Source organism: Azospirillum sp. A23 (assembly GCF_042938965.1).
Classification (GTDB): domain Bacteria; phylum Pseudomonadota; class Alphaproteobacteria; order Azospirillales; family Azospirillaceae; genus Azospirillum; species Azospirillum melinis.
In genome coordinates this window covers 979,469-996,875 of record NZ_CP170666.1, presented here as the reverse complement: position 1 = coordinate 996,875, position 17,407 = coordinate 979,469, and the positions used below count along the sequence as shown (strand labels likewise).

General features: G+C 68.5%; 18 protein-coding genes. 7 read left to right on the top strand and 11 right to left on the bottom strand.

What is annotated here, in order from left to right:
* Position 1 precedes the first annotated feature (1 nt).
* Both cueR and ABNQ40_RS13400 read left to right on the top strand, forming a co-directional pair.
* Positions 2-388 (top strand): Cu(I)-responsive transcriptional regulator, encoded by a 387-nt coding sequence (gene cueR / locus ABNQ40_RS13405; RefSeq protein WP_109050134.1) that lies wholly within the window; start codon positions 2-4, stop codon positions 386-388.
* A gap of 136 nt (positions 389-524) precedes the next feature.
* The gene (locus tag ABNQ40_RS13400; RefSeq protein ID WP_247879818.1) at positions 525-1,940 is read left to right on the top strand and encodes an MFS transporter; all 1,416 of its coding nucleotides are present in this window, start codon (positions 525-527) and stop codon (positions 1,938-1,940) included.
* A gap of 4 nt (positions 1,941-1,944) precedes the next feature.
* On the opposite strand, the gene ABNQ40_RS13395 is transcribed toward ABNQ40_RS13400, so the two are convergent.
* The 4 genes from ABNQ40_RS13395 to ABNQ40_RS13380 form a co-directional block, all read right to left on the bottom strand.
* Entirely contained in the window at positions 1,945-2,541 is a 597-nt protein-coding gene (locus ABNQ40_RS13395) for a PRC-barrel domain-containing protein (protein ID WP_109050136.1), read from the bottom strand.
* A 74-nt stretch (positions 2,542-2,615) separates the two neighbouring features.
* Positions 2,616-2,885 (bottom strand): DUF3072 domain-containing protein, encoded by a 270-nt coding sequence (locus ABNQ40_RS13390; RefSeq protein ID WP_109050137.1) that lies wholly within the window; start codon positions 2,883-2,885, stop codon positions 2,616-2,618.
* Positions 2,886-2,961: 76 nt separating this feature from the next.
* Positions 2,962-3,570, bottom strand: a complete 609-nt coding sequence (gene metW, locus ABNQ40_RS13385) for a methionine biosynthesis protein MetW (protein ID WP_109050138.1) — start codon at positions 3,568-3,570, stop codon at positions 2,962-2,964.
* Positions 3,571-3,596: 26 nt separating this feature from the next.
* Positions 3,597-4,817: a homoserine O-acetyltransferase gene (locus tag ABNQ40_RS13380; RefSeq protein WP_391346837.1), complete on the bottom strand. Its 1,221-nt coding sequence runs from the start codon at positions 4,815-4,817 to the stop codon at positions 3,597-3,599.
* Between the two features lie 177 nt (positions 4,818-4,994).
* Here ABNQ40_RS13380 and pheA point away from each other — a divergent pair, with 177 nt between their 5' ends.
* Both pheA and hisC read left to right on the top strand, forming a co-directional pair.
* Entirely contained in the window at positions 4,995-5,891 is an 897-nt protein-coding gene (gene pheA, locus ABNQ40_RS13375) for a chorismate mutase (protein ID WP_098737531.1), read from the top strand.
* Between the two features lie 151 nt (positions 5,892-6,042).
* Positions 6,043-7,134: a histidinol-phosphate transaminase gene (gene hisC / locus ABNQ40_RS13370; RefSeq protein ID WP_109050140.1), complete on the top strand. Its 1,092-nt coding sequence runs from the start codon at positions 6,043-6,045 to the stop codon at positions 7,132-7,134.
* Between the two features lie 63 nt (positions 7,135-7,197).
* Here hisC and ABNQ40_RS13365 read toward each other — a convergent pair whose 3' ends face one another.
* From ABNQ40_RS13365 to ABNQ40_RS13335, 7 genes are all read right to left on the bottom strand, one after another.
* The gene (locus ABNQ40_RS13365) at positions 7,198-8,478 is read right to left on the bottom strand and encodes an amidohydrolase family protein (RefSeq protein ID WP_109050141.1); all 1,281 of its coding nucleotides are present in this window, start codon (positions 8,476-8,478) and stop codon (positions 7,198-7,200) included.
* On the bottom strand, positions 8,478-9,401 hold the full coding sequence (locus ABNQ40_RS13360; protein ID WP_109050142.1) for an ABC transporter permease: 924 nt from the start codon (positions 9,399-9,401) through the stop codon (positions 8,478-8,480). Before ABNQ40_RS13360 ends, ABNQ40_RS13365 begins: the two co-directional genes overlap by 1 nt.
* Before the next feature lie 6 nt (positions 9,402-9,407).
* On the bottom strand, positions 9,408-10,457 hold the full coding sequence (locus tag ABNQ40_RS13355; protein ID WP_109050143.1) for an ABC transporter permease: 1,050 nt from the start codon (positions 10,455-10,457) through the stop codon (positions 9,408-9,410).
* The gene (locus ABNQ40_RS13350) at positions 10,447-12,015 is read right to left on the bottom strand and encodes an ABC transporter ATP-binding protein (RefSeq protein ID WP_109050144.1); all 1,569 of its coding nucleotides are present in this window, start codon (positions 12,013-12,015) and stop codon (positions 10,447-10,449) included. Before ABNQ40_RS13350 ends, ABNQ40_RS13355 begins: the two co-directional genes overlap by 11 nt.
* Before the next feature lie 17 nt (positions 12,016-12,032).
* Positions 12,033-13,028: a BMP family protein gene (locus ABNQ40_RS13345; protein ID WP_109050145.1), complete on the bottom strand. Its 996-nt coding sequence runs from the start codon at positions 13,026-13,028 to the stop codon at positions 12,033-12,035.
* A 317-nt stretch (positions 13,029-13,345) separates the two neighbouring features.
* Positions 13,346-13,525, bottom strand: coding sequence for a DUF2256 domain-containing protein (locus ABNQ40_RS13340; protein WP_109050146.1), 180 nt, complete (start codon positions 13,523-13,525; stop codon positions 13,346-13,348).
* A complete protein-coding gene (locus tag ABNQ40_RS13335) occupies positions 13,522-14,409 on the bottom strand; it encodes an IclR family transcriptional regulator (protein ID WP_247879819.1) in 888 nt (295 codons plus the stop codon). The genes ABNQ40_RS13340 and ABNQ40_RS13335 overlap by 4 nt, the downstream gene beginning before the upstream one ends.
* A gap of 189 nt (positions 14,410-14,598) precedes the next feature.
* Here ABNQ40_RS13335 and ABNQ40_RS13330 point away from each other — a divergent pair, with 189 nt between their 5' ends.
* The 3 genes from ABNQ40_RS13330 to ABNQ40_RS13320 are packed head-to-tail and all read left to right on the top strand — an operon-like array spanning position 14,599 to position 17,397.
* The gene (locus tag ABNQ40_RS13330; RefSeq protein ID WP_109050147.1) at positions 14,599-15,693 is read left to right on the top strand and encodes an ABC transporter ATP-binding protein; all 1,095 of its coding nucleotides are present in this window, start codon (positions 14,599-14,601) and stop codon (positions 15,691-15,693) included.
* Complete coding sequence (locus ABNQ40_RS13325) at positions 15,690-16,595, top strand: ABC transporter permease (protein ID WP_109050148.1); 906 nt, start codon at positions 15,690-15,692, stop codon at positions 16,593-16,595. The genes ABNQ40_RS13330 and ABNQ40_RS13325 overlap by 4 nt, the downstream gene beginning before the upstream one ends.
* Positions 16,596-16,602: 7 nt before the next feature.
* Positions 16,603-17,397 (top strand): ABC transporter permease, encoded by a 795-nt coding sequence (locus tag ABNQ40_RS13320; RefSeq protein ID WP_109050149.1) that lies wholly within the window; start codon positions 16,603-16,605, stop codon positions 17,395-17,397.
* Positions 17,398-17,407: the final 10 nt, after the last annotated feature.

Here is a 17,407-nt window from a genome sequence, read left to right as displayed (position 1 = left end):
CATGACCATCGGCGACGCCGCCAAGGCGTCGGGCGTCAACGCCAAGCTGATCCGCTATTACGAATCCATCGGCCTGATCCCGGAGGCCGGGCGGACGGCGTCGGGCTATCGCGTCTACAGCGACCGCGACGTGAATGTGCTGCGCTTCGTCAAGCGGGCGCGCACGCTGGGCTTCGGGATCGAGCGCATCCAGAAGCTGGTCGGGCTGTGGCAGGACCGCTCGCGGTGCAGTTCGGAGGTCAAGCGGATCGCGCTCCAGCACATCGACGAGCTGGAGGCGAAGATCGCCGAATTGCAGGCGATGCGCGACACGCTGCACGAGCTGGCGGACGCCTGCCACGGCGACGAGCGGCCGGACTGCCCGATTTTGAAGGACTTGGCGTCGTAAGGAGCTTCCCTCTCCCAGGGCGGGAGAGGAGTTCCGGGCGGACATAGACCCACCTGCACGCCCGGTCTCCGCAATGCTTTCATGCGAAATTGCTGCGACCGCGCAGAGTGGATCGGACTCTATGCTGATCGCCATCATGCCAGATCTCCCCGTCCAGCCTCTCGCCCCCGCCCAATCCGCAACCCGCAAGCCGCCCGTGGCGGCGTCCGACGGACTGCCGATCCCGCAGCGCTACTGGGCGATGACGGCGATGACCGTCGCGCTGATCATGGCGGTGCTGGACGGGGTGGTCGCCAACATCGCCCTGCCGACCATCCAGCGCGAGTTCGCGGTCGATGCCGCCAGCGCGATCTGGGTGGTCAATGCCTATCAGCTGGCGGTCACCGTCTCGCTGTTCCCGTTCGCATCGCTGGGCGACATCATCGGTTACCGCAAGGTCTACTGGTTCGGGCTCGCGCTCTTCACCGTGGCGTCGCTGGCCTGCGCGCTGTCGCCGAACCTGCCGGTGCTGACAGCCGCCCGCGTGGTGCAGGGCATCGGCGGCGCCGGAATCATGAGCGTCAATCTGGCGCTCGTCCGTCACATTTACCCCTCCACCCATCTCGGCCGCGGCGTCGGCTACAACGCGATGATCGTCGCGGTATCCTCCGCGGCGGGGCCCAGCCTTGCGGCGCTGATCCTGTCGGTGGCCTCCTGGCCCTGGCTGTTCGCCGTCAATGTGCCGCTGGGGCTGGCGGCTCTGGCGGTGGCGGCGCGGGCGATGCCGGCGTCGAACCCGGCCGGTCACCGCTTCGACTGGCTGAGCGCCGCGCTGAACGCCGGCACGCTCGGCCTGCTGATCGTCGGTTTCAAGGGGGTGGACGGCAGCCAGCCCTACTGGCTGGTGGCGGCGGAACTGCTGGCGGCCCTGGCGCTCGGTGCGACGCTGGTGCGGCGCGAGCTGGCGCAGGCGGCACCGCTGCTGCCGGTGGATCTGCTGCGCCGCCCGGTCTTCGCCCTGACGGTGGTGACCTCGGTCTGCTCCTTCGCTGCGCAGAACATCGTCTTCGTTGCGATGCCCTTCTTCTTCGAAGATGTGCTGAACCGGTCGCTGACCGAATCCGGCCTGCTGATGACGCCCTGGCCGCTGGTGGTGGCGCTGGTCGCCCCGATCTCCGGCCGGCTGGCTGACCGCTACGAGCCGACGCGGCTGGCGGCGGCGGGCCTGCTGGCCTTCGCCGCCGGTCTTGCCCTGATGGCTCTGCTGCCGTCCGACCCGTCGACGCTGGACGTGGTCTGGCGGATGGCGCTGGCCGGCTTCGGCTTCGGCCTGTTCCAAACGCCGAACAACAAGGTGCTGGTCAGCAGCGCGCCGAAGGAGCGCAGCGGCGGCGCCAGCGGCATCCAGGCGACCGGCCGTCTGCTCGGCCAGACGCTGGGCGCCGCCACGGTGGGACTGGTCTTCACCGCCATCGGCAAGGCGGACGGCAGCGTCGTGGTGCTGTGGCTGGGCGCCGGGCTGTGCCTCGTCGCCTGCCTGACCGGCATCTTCCGCCGCCGCCCGGCCGCCTGAGGGCCTACTGGTTGGCGGGCTGCTGGCTTTCCGGCCGGGTCAGCGTCGGCTCGTCGCCATAGGCGAAGGTCGGCGCCTTGTCGAGGTCGGCCTGCCCGATGTCCAGCATCGGCCCGTCTGGACCGTTGGCGAGCGTGCCGGCCGGCAGCGCCACCAGCTTCTCGCCCAGCCCCAGCACCTCGTTCGGCGCCACCACGATGCGGTCGACCCGGTCGCCGCTGCGGTCCATGGTGAAGTCGAGGATGCGGCCGGCCATCTGCCCGTCGCGGGTGCGCAGCTCCGTCCCCACCATCGCCCGCGCCTGCTCGGGATTGAGCGCGGCGGAAGGCAGTGCCGCCACCGGCGGCGACGAGCCCTGCGCGCCCGTCACCGGTCCCGTCGCCGGCTCCGTCACCGGTGCTGCGGGATTCTGCACCTCATGCGACGGCGCTTCGCCGCTGACCCCCGGTGGGGACGTGATCTGTCCGGTCGCCGGCTGGTCGTCCGGCCGCGGCGCGGTCATCAGCGGCGGCGAGGTGGCGACGCCCGGCGCAGTCTGGGCAAAGGCGGTGCCGGTCAGCAGCAGCGCCGCGGCCGGAACAAGCATGAGGGGGCGGAGCATGAGGGCGACCCTTCCGTTCGGATTCGGTATCGCCCTGGTTAACAGCGGAACATGCCCGCAGGTTGCCGCCTGACTTATTTACCGCGCCCGGTCTTGTCCTGAAGCGCGTCGATGCGCTTGGACGCTTCCGCCTTGGTCAGGCCGTCATCGAAGGACTCGCCGGCCTCTTCGCTCAGCGTCTTCAGGTACGAGGCCTGGGCGCCGGTCATCGGCTCGTCGCCGGTGGTCCAGTCGTCGGGGTTCTTATCGCGGTTGGAATGATCGTCGCCGGTCTTCGGATTCTCGTGGCCGGCATGGTCGTGCCGGTCGGCTGCGTGATTATCGGCGGTGTGCTTGGTCGTCATGATCCGTACCTCATCAAAAAGGAACGTACCATGAACAATCCTGAAGGCGGGAGGTTCCCGCCTCAGCCCGAAAACCTCAGCCGTTCCGCCGCAGCAGGAAGACGCCCTGCTCGCCCAGCAGGTTGGCGAAGCCGGAATGGGCGTGGCTGGTCACCCGGCCGGCGCGGTTGATGATCCGCGTCTGCTCGATGGTGATGCCCATCTCCTCCGTTAGCACGACGAAGTCGCGCAGCGTGCAGAAATGGATGTTGGGCGTTTCCCACCACTGGTAGCCCAGCTTTTCCGTCACCGGCATGCGGCCGGTCAGCATCAGCTGCATGCGGACGCGCCAATAGCCGAAATTCGGCACCGACACGATGGCGCGCCGGCCGATGCGGCACAGCATCTCCAGCACGTCGCGCGGCTGCTTCATCGCCTGAAGCGTCTGGCCCAGGATGACGTAATCGAAGGCTTCCGCCGGATAGTCCTTCAGGTCGGTCTCGGCATCGCCCTGGATCACCGACAGCCCGTGCGCCACGCACTGGCGCACGCCGTCCATGCTGAGTTCGATGCCGCGCCCGTCGACATTCTTGGTATGGGACAGGTAATCCAGCAGGGCGCCGTCGCCGCAGCCGACGTCCAGCACGCGGCTGTTCGGCTCCACCATCTCGGCGATCAGCTTCAGGTCGTCGCGAATGTCCAGCATGGTCGGTCGTCCAGTCCCAATCCCACTCAGCGCGCGCGGCGGCGGACGGACAGGCCGCGATGCTCGGCGCAGCCCTCCAGGAAGCCGTGGATGACCTGATGGAACTCCGGCTCGTCCAGCAGGAAGGCGTCGTGGCCCTTGTCGGTCTCGATCTCGACGAAGCTGACATTTCCGGCGACGGCGTTCAGCGCATGCACGATGGCCCGCGATTCCGAGGTCGGGAACAGCCAGTCGCTGGAGAAGCTGGCAAGGCAGAAGCGCACCGGCGTGGTCTTGCCCCCCGGCCGGAAGGCGTTGGCCAGCGTGCCCCCGGCATCGGCGGCGAGGTCGAAATAATCCATCGCCCGCGTGATGTAGAGGTAGGAGTTGGCGTCGAACCGCTCGACGAAGGCCGCCCCCTGGTAGCGCAGGTAGCTTTCCACCTGGAAATCGGCGTCGAAGCCGTAGGTGATCGCCTTGCGGTCCTGCAAATTGCGGCCGAACTTGCGGTGCAGGGCCGTTTCCGACAGGTAGGTGATGTGGGCCGCCATGCGGGCGACGGCCAGACCGGCCTCCGGCCTGGTGCCTTCCAGCAGATAGTTGCCGCCCCGCCATTCCGGGTCGGCCATGATCGCCTGACGCCCGACCTCGTGGAAGGCGATGTTCTGCGCCGAATGGCGGGCGGCGGTGGCGATGGGCACCGCGGCGAACACCGATTCGGGATAGGCGACCGCCCATTGCAGCACCTGCATGCCGCCCATCGAGCCGCCGATGACGCAGAACAGCTTCTCGATGCCGAGATGCTCGACCAGCAGCTTCTGCGCCCGCACCATGTCGCCGATGGTCACCACCGGGAAGGACAGGCCATAGGGCTGGCCGGTGGCGGGATCGACGTCTTTCGGCCCGGTGCTGCCCAGGCAGCCGCCCAGCACGTTGGAGCAGATAACGAAATAGCGGTCGGTGTCCACCGGCTTGCCGGGGCCGACCAGCATCTCCCACCAGCCGGGCTTGCCGGTGACCGGATGCCTCTCCACCACGAAATGGTCGCCGGTCAGGGCGTGGCAGATGAAGATCGCGTTGGACTTGTCGGCGTTCAGCGTGCCGTAGGTCTGGTAGGCGATCTGGAAGCCGCCGATCTCCACCCCGCTGTCCAGCCGCATCGGCCGGTCGACCGCCAGACGCACGCGCTTGCCCGGCATGACCTGTTCATTGGAGGCGGGGGCGGAGGCGGGGGCATTGGGGGCGGAGCTGTCGAGGGCCGCGGACATCTCGTTTCGTGCCTTGTCGGAAGCCTTACGGCGTCTTGATGGAGACCGTCAGGGAGCTGTGGCGGAACGGGAGCGTATAGCTACGAAGCCGGCCTTCGGAGTGTCAATGTTTTCTTTGATTTCAGGACGCATGCGGACTACTACTAACCGGCTCTGCATTCGATGGTTTTTTGACCCATGGCTTCCGCCCGGACCCCGCTCGACGATTTGCGCCGCGAAATCGACCAGATCGACGACGCGATCCACGACCTGCTGATGCGCCGCGCCGCCGTGGTGGAGCGCATCGGGGCGGCCAAGGGCAATGGCGCGGCCGAAACCGGCGCCCAGCCCGTCTTCCTCCGCCCGGCGCGCGAGGCGACGATCCTGCGCCGCCTGATGGCCCGCCATGCCGGCACCTTCCCCGCCCAGGTCGTCGTCCGCATCTGGCGGGAGATGATCACCGCCTTCACCCGCATGCAGGGCCCCTTCGCCGTCGCCGTCTATGCGCCGGAGGACCGCCGCGGTTTCTGGGACGTGGCGCGCGACCATTTCGGCGGCTTCGTGCCGATGACCGCCGTCAACACCCCGGCCGCAGCGCTCCGCGCCGTGTCGGAAGGGACGGCGACCGTCGCCGTGGTGCCCTATCCGGCCGAGGACGATTCGGATCCCTGGTGGCGCTTCCTGGTGTCGGCCGACGCCGGCCGGCCGCAGGTGGTGGCGCGTCTGCCCTTCGGCGGGCGCGGCAATGCCCGCGGCGAGAACCGTGACGCGCTCGCCATCGCCGCCGTCCCGCACGAGCCGACCGGCGACGACCGCACCCTGCTCAGCATCGAGATCGGCGGCGACCTCAGCCGCGGCCGTCTGAAGGATTCGCTGGAGGCCTGCGGCCTGCCGCCGGTCGGCTTCTGCACCTGGCATCCGGCCGGCCATGCCACCGGGATGAGCGGCGGCGGCCCGTCGGTCCATCTGGTCGAGATCGCCGACTTCGTCGGCCAGGGCGACCCCCGCCTCGCCAAGCTGCTGGAACGCTCCGGCGACATCCCGGTGCGGGTCAATGTCGTCGGCGGCTATGCCGTGCCGCTCGCTCTGGGCTGATGTGCGCGAATGAGGCGAGCCGCCGGGGCGGCTCCTGCCTTATCCTGCCGGCCCTCCGTGAAACGATGGAACAGTGCCATCGGCACTGTTCCATCCTGTTCCACCCCATCCATGAACCGCCCATCCACCATCGTCGGAAGGTAAGCAGACCATGACCCAGCCGAACGGCCCGCAGCCGCGTCCGGGGATTCTCGACATCGCCGCCTATGTCGGCGGCGAGCATCAAGGTCATATCCGCCTCGCCTCCAACGAAGGGGCGCTTGGGCCGAGCCCGAAGGCGATGGAGGCCTATGCGGCGGCGGCCGGAACCCTGCACCGCTATCCGGACGGCGGCTCGGCGGCGCTGCGCGGCGCCATCGCCAAGCGCTTCAACCTGGATGCCGACCGCATCGTCTGCGGTGCCGGGTCGGACGAGATCATCAGCCTGCTGATCCGCTCCTATGCCGGGCCGGGCGACGAGGTGCTGTATTCGCAGTACGGCTTCCTGATGTACCCGATCGGCGCCAAGTCGGTCGGCGCCACCCCGGTGACGGCGCCCGAGGACGGGCTGACCGCCAGCGTCGACAACCTGCTGGCCCGCGTCACCCCGCGCACCCGTCTGGTCTTCCTCGCCAACCCGAACAACCCGACCGGCACCTATCTGCCGGCGTCGGAGGTGGCGCGGCTGCATGCCGGCCTGCCGCCGGACGTCATCCTGGTCATCGACGCGGCCTATGCCGAATACATGAACAAGGACGACTACACCGCCGGCGAGGAACTGGTGGAGCGGTTCCCCAACGTGGTGATGACCCGCACCTTCTCGAAGATCTTCGCGCTGGGCTCGCTGCGCATCGGCTGGTGCTACGGTCCGGCCGGGATCGTCGACGTGCTGAACCGGGTGCGCGGTCCCTTCAACGTGTCGAACGCCGCCCATGTCGCCGGCGTCGCCGCGGTGGAGGATGCCGAGTTCCTCGACCGCTCCCGCCGCCACAATGAGCAGTGGCGCGAGTGGTTCTCCGCCACCGTGCGGGAACTCGGCCTGACGGTGCATCCCAGCGTGACCAACTTCGTGCTGGTCGATTTCAAGGGCCAGCCCGCCGGCAAGGACAACGCCGAGGCCGCCCGCCAGTTCCTGAAGGCCCGCGGCATCCTGGTCCGCCAGATGCCGTCCTACGGCCTGCCGAGCTGCCTGCGCGTCACCATCGGCACCGAGCAGGAAATGCACGCGGTGGCCGACGCGCTGCGGGACTTCCTGAAGGCGTAACGGCTTCCCGACAGAGAAAAGCCCGCCGGAACGGCTGCTCCGGCGGGCTTTTTCATGTTTGCCTCAGCCCCGTTTCAACAGGAAATCGACCGTTTCCGGCCGGCCCGGCAGGTCGAGCTTCGCCTGCACCGGTTCGCAGCGGCTGACGATCCGGCCGCGGCGCAGCACGAACAGGCGGGCGGCGCGGGTGCGGATCGCCTCCACCGGGTTGCCGGCCTGGAGCACCACCAGATCGGCGTTGCAGCCGGGCTCCAGCCCGTAGCCGTCCAGATGCAGCAGCTTGGCAGGGTTCACCGTCACCGCGTCGAAAGCGGCCCTGATGCCGTCCTGGCCGGTCATCTGGCCGACATGCAGGCCCATATGCGCCACCTCCAGCATGTCGCCGGAGCCCAGCGGATACCAGGGGTCCATCACGCAGTCATGGCCGAAGGCGACGGTCAGCCCGGCGGCCATCAGTTCCGGCACGCGGGTCATGCCGCGGCGCTTGGGATAGGTGTCGTGGCGGCCCTGGAGGACGATGTTGATCAGCGGGTTGGCGATGACTCCCAGCCGCGCCTCCGCCATCAGCGGGATCAGCTTGGAGACGTAGTAATTGTCCATGGAATGCATGGAGGTCAGGTGCGACCCCGTCACCCGGCCATGCAGACCCAGCCGCTGCGTCTCGTAGGCCAGTGTCTCGACATGGCGGGACAGCGGATCGTCGCTCTCGTCGCAATGCATGTCGACCAGCAGCCCGCGCTCCGCCGCGATCTCGCAGAGCAGCCGGACGGAAGCCGCGCCATCGGCCATGGTGCGCTCGAAATGCGGGATGCCGCCGACCACGTCGACGCCCATGTCCAGCGCCCGCCGCAGCAGCTCCTCGGTGCCGGCCGAGCGCAGGACGCCGTCCTGCGGGAAGGCGACCAACTGCAAATCGAGATAGGGCGCGACGCGCTTCTTGACGTCCAGCAACGCTTCCACCGCCAGCAGGCGCGGATCGCAGACATCGACATGGCTGCGGATCGCCAGCAGGCCGCGCCCGACCGCCCAGTCGCAGTAGGCGAGCGCCCGCTCGACGATGGCTTCCTGCACCAGCTGCGGCTTCAGCTCGCCCCACAGTGCGATGCCCTCCAGCAGGGTGCCGCTCTGGTTCACCCTCGGCAGGCCGTAGCTGAGCGTGCTGTCCATGTGGAAGTGGGAATCGACGAAGGGCGGGCTGACCAGCCGGCCGGTGGCGTCGATCTCGCCAGCCGCCTCGCCGGCCAGATTGGCTTCGACCGCGGCGATGCGGCCGTCGCGGATGCCGATGTCGATGCCGCTGCGGCCATCCGGCAGGGTGGCGCGGCGCAGGATCAGATCGAACATCAGCGTTCTCCTTTGCGGTACGGGATCATCAGGGCGCGCGGGTAGGAGGCCCGGCGGGCCACCAGCACCAGCGCCAGGATGCTCAGCAGATAGGGCATCATCAGGAACAGCTGATAGGGCAGGACGCCGCCGCTCGCCTGCTGCAACCGCAGTTGCAGCGCGTCGAAGACCGCGAACAGCAGGGCACCCAGCAGAGCCTTGCCCGGCCGCCATGACGCGAAGACAACCAGCGCGATGCAGATCCAGCCGCGCCCGTTGACCATGTTGAAGAAGAAGGCGTTGAAGGCCGACAGGGTCAGGAAGGCGCCGGCCAGCGCCATCAGCGCGCTGCCCGCCACCACGGCACCGATGCGGATGGCGGTGACGTTCAGCCCCTGCGCCTCGGCGGCGGCCGGATTCTCGCCGACCATCCGCACCGCCAGCCCGACCGGCGTGCGGTACAGCACATAGGCGACGACCGCGACCAGCAGGAAGGCGAGGTAGGTCAGCGGAGTCTGGGCCAGGGCGCCCGGCAGGGCCAGTGGCTGGAACGGCTCGACGGTCGGCGGGGTGCTGGCCTGCGGCAGGACGAGGCGGTAGACGAAGTAGGACAGGCTGGTGCCGAGCAGGGTTACGCCGATGCCCGTCACATGCTGCGACAGGCCGAGCGGCACGGTCAGCGCCGCATGCAGCAGGCCGAGCAGCGCGCCGCAGGCGGCGGCAGCCAGCACGCCGGTCCACAGGTCGGCCCCCTGGTAGACCGCCATCCAGCCGGCCATGGCGCCCAGCGTCATGATGCCTTCGATGCCGAGGTTCAGCACGCCGGCCCGCTCGCACACCAGCTCGCCCAGCGTGCCCAGCACATAGGGGGTGGCGATGCGCAGCACCGCGGTCCAGAAGGCGGCCGACAGCAGGATGTCGAGGATGATCGACAGGAAATCCATGACCCCTTACCCCCGCCGCAGCCGGTAGCGTGCCAGCAGCCCGGCGACGAGCATGCAGAGCAGGCTGGTGGCGACCAGGACGTCGGCGATGTAGTTGGGAACCGGCATGGCCCGGCTCATGGCGTCGGCGCCGACGAAGATGCCGGCGATGAACAGCGCGGCCCCGACCACCCCGATGGGATGCAGTTGGGCCAGCATGGCGACGACAATGCCGCTGTAGCCGAAGCCCGGTGACAGGTCGAGCGTCAGGTAGCCTTTCAGCCCGCAGACCTCCGCTGCGCCGGCCAGCCCGGCCAGCCCGCCCGACAGCAGGGCGGTGCGCAGCATCACCCTAGTCACCGGCATGCCGGCAAAAGCGGCGGCGCGCGGGTTGGCGCCGACCGCCCGGTTCTCGTAGCCCCAGATGGTGCGGGTGTCGATCAGCCACAGCAGCACCGACAGGCCGAGCGCGATGGCGAGCCCGGCATGCAGACGGGTGCGCGCCACCAGCTTGGGCAGCTCCGCCGCCTCGGCGACCGGGGCCGACTGCGGCCAGCCCATGCCCATCGGGTCCTTCAAGGCCCCTTCCAGCAGCAGCGACACCAGCAGCAGCACGACGAAGTTCAGCAGCAGGGTGGTCACCACCTCGTCAACGCCGAAGCGGACCTTCAGCACGGCGGGGCCGAGCAGGGTGACGCCGCCCGCCGCCATGCCGGCGATCATCACCACCGGGATCAGCGCCCAGGCCGGCAGGTCGAGCATGCCGCCGCCCACCACCACGGCGGCCAGCGCGCCCATGTAGAGCTGCCCCTCCGCCCCGATGTTCCACAGCTTGGCGCGGAAAGCGACGGCGGCAGCCAGCCCGGTCAGGATCAGCGGGGTGGCTCGGGTCAGCGTCTCGGTCAGGGCGAAGCGGGAGCCGGCGGCGCCCTCGAACAGCAGGCCGTAGGCGCGCAGCACCGGGGCGCCGGTCCAGGCGACCAGCAGGGCGCAGAGCGCCAGCGCCGCCACGACGGCGCCAATCGGCGCCAGCAGCCGCAGGGCGAGCGGGGTATCGGTGCGCGGTTCAAGCCGCATCAACAGTCTCCGGCAGGATGTCGCGCAAAACGTCCCAATGCCCGGCCATCAGCAGGCCGAGCTGGCTGACCGACACCCGGTCATGCGGCAGAAGGGGGGTGAGGCGGCCGTGATAGGCGACGGTGACGCAGTCGGCCAGCGCCAGGATCTCGTCCAGATCCTCGGAGATCAGCAGGACGCCGGCTCCGGCGGCGCGGGCGTCGAGCAGCCGGCTGTGGACGTAGGACACGGCACCGATGTCGAGCCCGCGTGTCGGCTGGCTAGCCAGGATCAGGTCCGGTCCGTGGGCCAGCGTGCGGCCCAGGATCAGCTTCTGCATGTTGCCGCCCGACAGCAGCTGCGTGCGGGCATCGGGACCGGGGCAGCGGACGTCGAACTCCTCGATCACCTCGCGGGCGTAGGCCCGTGCCGCCCCCCGCCGCAGCACCCCGAAGCGGGAGAAGGATGAGTCGTGATAGCGCTCGGCGATCAGGTTCTCCCACACCGCCATGGCGCCGACGAGACCGGCGCTGTGCCGGTCCTCTGGAATGCGGGCGACGCCGCGCCGGACCATGTCGGCCGGGTCGCCATGTTCGACCACGCTGCCCTTCAGGGACAGTTTGCCGGAGTCGGGGCGGATCAGCCCGCTGACCAGCTCGGCCAGTGCGGTCTGGCCGTTGCCGGACACGCCAGCGATGCCGACCACCTGATGGCGGCGCACCGTCAGATCGACTCCGTCCAGCAGCGGACGTCCATGGCCGGAGGCCACCGTGACGCCCGCCAGTTCCAGCACAGGCTCGCCGGGAGAGAGTGGGGCGGGGGCCGGCGGCTTGACGCTGCGGCCGACCATCAGCTCGGCCAGCTTGGCGCGGTCGGTGGAGGCGGTGGCGTGGGTGGCGACCAGCTTGCCGGCGCGCAGAACGGCGACGGTGTCGCTGGCGGCGAAGACCTCGTTCATCTTGTGACTGATGAAGACGACGGCGAGCCCGTCGGCGGTCAGCCGGCGCAGCGTTTCGAACAGCCCGGCCGATTCCTGCGGCGTCAGCACCGCGGTCGGCTCGTCGAGGATCAGGATGCGGGCGTCGCGGTAGAGCGCCTTCAGGATCTCCGCCCGCTGGCGCTCGCCGACCGACAGCTCGCCGACCGGCGCGTCCGGCCGCACCTCCAGCCCGAAGCGCTGGGACAGGTCGAGCAGACGGCGGCGGGCGGCGCCCCGGTCGGAGCGCCAGCGCCACAGCGATTCGGTGCCGACGGCGATGTTGTCCAGCACCGACAGATTGTCCGCCAGCGTGAAATGCTGGTGGACCATGCCGATGCCGGCCTCAAGCGCCGCGCGGGGAGAGCCCGGCGGCAGGGGACGGCCAAACGCCTCGATGGTCCCCTCGTCGGCGACGTAATGGCCGAAGAGGATGTTCATCAGGGTCGTCTTGCCGGCGCCGTTCTCGCCAAGCAGGGCGAGCACCTCGCCGGCGCGGAGCGTCAGCGAGATGCTGTCGTTGGCGAGCAGCGGACCGAACCGCTTGGAAATGCCGGCGAGCCGGAGGACGACCTCCGGCCCGCCTTTCACGGGTGATGACATTGCGGATGCGCCGGGCGTCACATCGTCGACTTCGGCTCGGCGTCGTTGACCTTCACGGTGAACTTGCCGTCGCGGATCTGTTGCTCGCGTTCCTTCACCTTCGCCTTGATGGCGTCGGGAATCTTCGACTCGAAGGTGCCGAGCGGGGCGAGGCTGGAGCCCTTGTGCGCCATCATGCTGTAGGGGCCGTAATCCTCGGCCTTGTAGCTGCCGGCCTTCACCGCGGCGATGGCGCGCTCCACCGACGGCTCCATGTGCCACAGCGCGCTGGCGACGACGGTGTCGGGATACTGCGGCTGGGTGTCGATGACGTTGCCGATGGCGAGCACCTTGCGCTCCTTGGCCGCGTCGGACACGCCGAAGCGCTCGGCGTACATCACGTCGGCGCCGCGGTCGATCATGGCGAAGGCGGCTTCCTTGGCCTTGGGCGGGTCGAACCAGGAGCCGATGAAGCTGACCGAGAACTTGACCTGCGGGTTGACCTCCTTGGCGCCTTCCATGAAGGCGTTCATCAGGCGGTTCACCTCGGGGATCGGGTAGCCGCCGACCATGCCGATGACGTTCGACTTGGTCATGCCGCCGGCGACCATGCCGGACAGGTAGGCCGGCTCCTGGATGTAGTTGTCGAAGACCGAAAAGTTGGGTTCCTGCGGCTTGAAGCTGGAACCCATGACGAAGGCGGTCTTCGGGTAGTCCTTGGCGACGGCGCGGGCGGCGCGCTCCACCCCGAACACCTCGCCGAAGACCAGCTGCTGGCCGGCCTCGGCATACTGGCGCATCACGCGCTCATAATCGGTGTTGGCGACCGACTCGGCCCAGACATACTCGATGTCGCCGCGGTCGGCTGCGGCCTTCAGCGCAACATGGATGCGGCTGACCCACTGCTGCTCGATCGGCACGGTGTAGATGCCGGCGACCTTCACCTTGCCGTCCGCGAATGCCGGCAGGGAACCGCCGGCTGCCGCCGCGAAGGCAACCGCGGCGACGCCGCACAGCACCGCACGGCGCGTCATACCCCCGGCCGCCTTCCCAAAGACGTTCATCGCCCGATCCCCCATCCCCCGAACCGACATCATGAGTCCCCTTCGTCGCTGAGTATCGTTGGTCGCGTATCGTTGGCCGCCGCCGCCGGCGGCAGTATGGCCGAGCTGCCGGAGTCATGAATACTCGGGAATGTGCCCGTAAATCCATGGACCCGTGCGGCCGCAATTTTGAATGCAACGGAAATGCCATCCGCCAGGAGTGCCGCCCATCTCGCAGGCAGACGCCCCTGGCTGTTCAGAATGCTGGCATGTGATTGAATAAAGGGCAATTCTTCCTGACGATCCGGTCAGGATCGCAGCACGTCGCCCTCCCGCTTCCCCTCGCGCTTGCGGGCGTCTCCGCGGCAGCGGTCGGAGCAGTATTTCACCTCGTCCCACACCTGCTCCCATTTCTTCCGCCAAGTGAAAGGGCGGTTGCAGACCGGGCAGGTCTTGGTCGGCAGGTCGGCCTTCTTCACGCCCTTCATGCCGGGCCGCCTCCCAGAATCGCGGCGGGACGGCGCAGGACGGGGTCGAAGGGGTTCAACTGGCGGCTGATCGCGGCGGATTCGCGTTTCAGAATGTCGACCACCACCGGCAGCCGTTCCTCGTTCAGACGCTCGCTGATCGTGCCGACGCTGAGCGCCGCCACGGCATAGCCGTCGCGATCCAGCACCGGAACCGCCACGCCGGACATGCCCGGCAAGAGGCCGGTTGACCGGCTGGCATAGCCGAGATCGCGGACCCGCGCGATCTCCGTGCGCAGATAGACCTCGTCGATGATGCCGACGCCCTGCATGCGCGGCAGGTTGAAGCGGATGACCTCCTCGCGCTCCTCCGCATGGAGGAAGGCCATGATGGCGAGGCTGCCCTGGCCGACGCCCAGAGTCACCCGGCCGCCGATGTCGCCGGTGAAAGAGCGGATGGGGAAGGGCCCCTCGCTGCGGTCCAGGCACACCGCGTCGAAGCCGCTGCGCACCAGCAGGAAGATGGTGTCGCGCAGCGTCGCCGAGAGGCGCAGCAGGATCGGCCGGCAGATGTCGCGCAGGTTGTTCGGATTGCCGGCTTGCGCCGCCAGCCCGAACAGGTCGATGCCCAGCCGGTAGCGCTTGGTCGCCTTGTCCGCTTCCGCCATCCCCTCTTCCACCAGGATCTTCAGCAGGCGGTGGACGGTCGGCGGGGTGAGGTCGAGCGCGCGGGAAATGTCGGTCAGCCGGGCCCCCGCCTCGTTGGAGGACGCCAGCAGGCGCAGGATCGCCAGCCCGCGCTGCAAGCTGGATTTGCTACCCACCTCGTCGTTGCCGGCATTTTCCGCACCGGCACTCTCGACACCCGCACTGTCTTTTGCCCTGCGGCGGAGGTCGGCGCTCATGTTGGGCTCCGTTCTGAAAATCGGTGATGTTGGCTGCCCCATCTATTCCGTATATCGGAAGCTTTTGCAAAATCTTTTCTGTTGGTGGAAAAAGCGGATTGACGCGACCGGGGGTGCGGCGGAACCATCGGGGCAACAGGTGAGGCCCGGAGACCGAGGCCAATTGTCGCAAGAGGGAGAATTCCCCCCGTGTCGTTCCTCGAATTGAAAAGCATCACCAAGCGTTACGGCCCGATGACCGCGGTCGGCGACGTCTCGCTGTCGGTGGAGAAGGGCGAGTTCGTCTCCCTGCTCGGGCCTTCGGGCTGCGGCAAGACCACGACCCTTCAGATGATCGCCGGTTTTGTCGAACCGTCGGCCGGCACCATCCGGCTGGATGGGCGCGACATCACGCGGGCCAAGGCGAACAGCCGCGGGCTGGGCATCGTGTTCCAGAGCTACGCGCTGTTCCCGCACATGACCGTGTTCGACAATGTCAGCTTCGGCCTGGAGATGCAGCGCGTGCCCAGGGGCGAGCGCAAGCCGCGGGTGGAAGAGGCGCTGTCGCTGGTCCATCTCTCGCCCTATGCCAAGCGCTACCCGCGCGAGCTGTCGGGCGGCCAGCGGCAGCGCGTGGCGCTGGCGCGCGCGCTTGTCATCCGCCCGCCGGTCCTGCTGCTGGACGAGCCGCTGTCGAACCTGGACGCCAAGCTGCGCGAGGCGATGCAGTTTGAGCTGCGCGAGATTCAGCGCAAGGTCGGCACCACCACCGTCATGGTCACCCACGATCAGGCGGAAGCCTTCTCGATCAGCGACCGCGTCGTGGTGATGGAGGCCGGACGCATCACTCAGATCGACCAGCCCTACCGCATCTACGAGCATCCGGAGACGGAGTTCATCTCCCGCTTCGTCGGCAAGACCAACCTGCTGCCGGGCAAGGTCGTCACCGCGACCGGCGCCGGCGCCACGGTGTCGCTGGCCGGCATCGCCGTACCGGTGGAAACCGCCGGCCTGTCGGTGGGCGAGACGGTGACGCTGTGCATCCGGCCGGAGAAGCTGCACCTGACCGCGCCGTCGGGCGGGCTGCTGACCGGCCGTGTCGCCGACCGCTTCTTCCTGGGCAGCCAGTGGCTCTATCACATCGACGGGCCGCTCGGCACGCTGATGGTGGTGACGCCGAATGACGGCTCCACCCCGGCGGAGCAGGGTGCCCCGGTCGGGCTGGAATGGTCGCCGTCGGTCGTGCGCGTCCATCGCGGCGCCATGGCGGAGGCCCCGGACGTCGCGCTTGAGGTGACGGGATGAGTGCCACCCTTCCCGATGCCGCCCCGGCCTCGCCGGGCGACGAGACGCCGGTACGCCGGTTCCCAACCGCTCCGCTGTTCCTGTCGGGGCCGGCTGCTCTGCTGTTCGCGGCGCTGGTGCTGACCCCGCTGTTCCTGACGGCGCTCCTGTCCTTCAACCAGTTCGACTATGCGACCGGGCGCACCGGGGGCTTCACGCTGGAGCATTATCTGGCGGTGGTGACCGACGAGTATTACCTGGAAATCTTCCTGCGCACCTTCCGAATCTCGGCGCTGGCGACCGCCATCTGCGTGGTGATCGGCGTGCCGGAAGCCTACATCCTCAGCCGGATGAGCAACCCCTGGCGGTCGATCTTCCTGCTGGTGATCCTGGCGCCGCTGCTGGTGTCGGTCGTCGTCCGCGCCTTCGGCTGGAGCATGCTGCTGGGGCCGGAAGGGCCGGTCAACGGGGCGCTGATCGCGCTCGGCATCGGCCGGATGAAGCTGCTCTACAGCGAGGGCACGGTGGTCGTGGCGCTGGTCCACGTCATGCTGCCCTTCATGGTCATCCCGGTCTGGACCTCCTTGCAGAAGCTGGACCCGGCGGTGGAGCAGGCGGCACTCTCCTTCGGCGCCTCGCGCGCCACGGCCATCGTCCGCGTGGTGGCGCCGCAGATCCTGCCCGGCATCCTGTCGGGAAGCCTGATCGTCTTCGGTCTCAGTGCCAGCGCTTTCGCCATCCCCGGCCTGCTCGGCGGGCGGCGGCTGAAGATGGTCGCGACCGTGGTCTACGACCAGTATCTGAGCGACCTGAACTGGCCGATGGGGGCGGCGGTCGCCGTCATCCTGCTCGCCGCCAACCTGATCATCATGCTGACCTACCACCGCATGGTGGAAGGCCACTACCGCCGCCGGCTGGGGTGAAGACGCCATGACCCGCAACGGACCCGTCGCCCTGTTCTTCCACGCATTGGTCGTCATCTTCATGCTGGCGCCGCTGGTGATCGTCTGCCTCGTCGCCTTCACGCCGGAAAACACGCTGTCGCTGCCGACCAGGGGTTTTTCGCTGCGCTGGTTCGAGGCGGTGTTCCATCACCCGGACTTCGTCCAGTCCTTCTGGAACAGCCTGTGGCTCGCCGTGCTGTCGGCGACGCTGGCGGTGGCGCTGGCGGTTCCCGCCTCGCTCGCCATCACGCGCTACGAATTTCCCGGCCGCGGCTTCCTCAATGCGCTGTTCCTGTCGCCGCTGATCATCCCGCATCTGGTGCTGGGCGTCGCCATGCTGCGGCTGTTCGCCGTCGTCGGCGCCGCGGGCAGCTTCGGCTGGCTGGTGGCGGCGCACATGGTGATCGTCACCCCCTATGTCATGCGGCTGCTGATCGCCGCCATCTCCGGCTTCGACCGCAGCGTGGAGCAGGCCGCCTTCTCGCTGGGCGCCAGCGAGGCGACCGTGTTCCGCCGCGTCACCCTGCCGATGATCCTGCCCGGCGTCACCGGCGGCTGGCTGATCGCCTTCATCAACAGCTTCGACGAGCTGACCATGTCCATCTTCATCACCTCGCCGTCCACGGTGACGCTGCCGGTGCGGATGTACATGTACGCCACCGAATCCATCGACCCGATGATGGCGGCGGTGTCGGCGCTGATCATCGGCATCACCGCGGTCGCCGTGCTTCTGCTCGACCGTGTCTATGGGTTGGACCGCATCCTGGTCGGCCAGCACTGAGCGTCCGCTC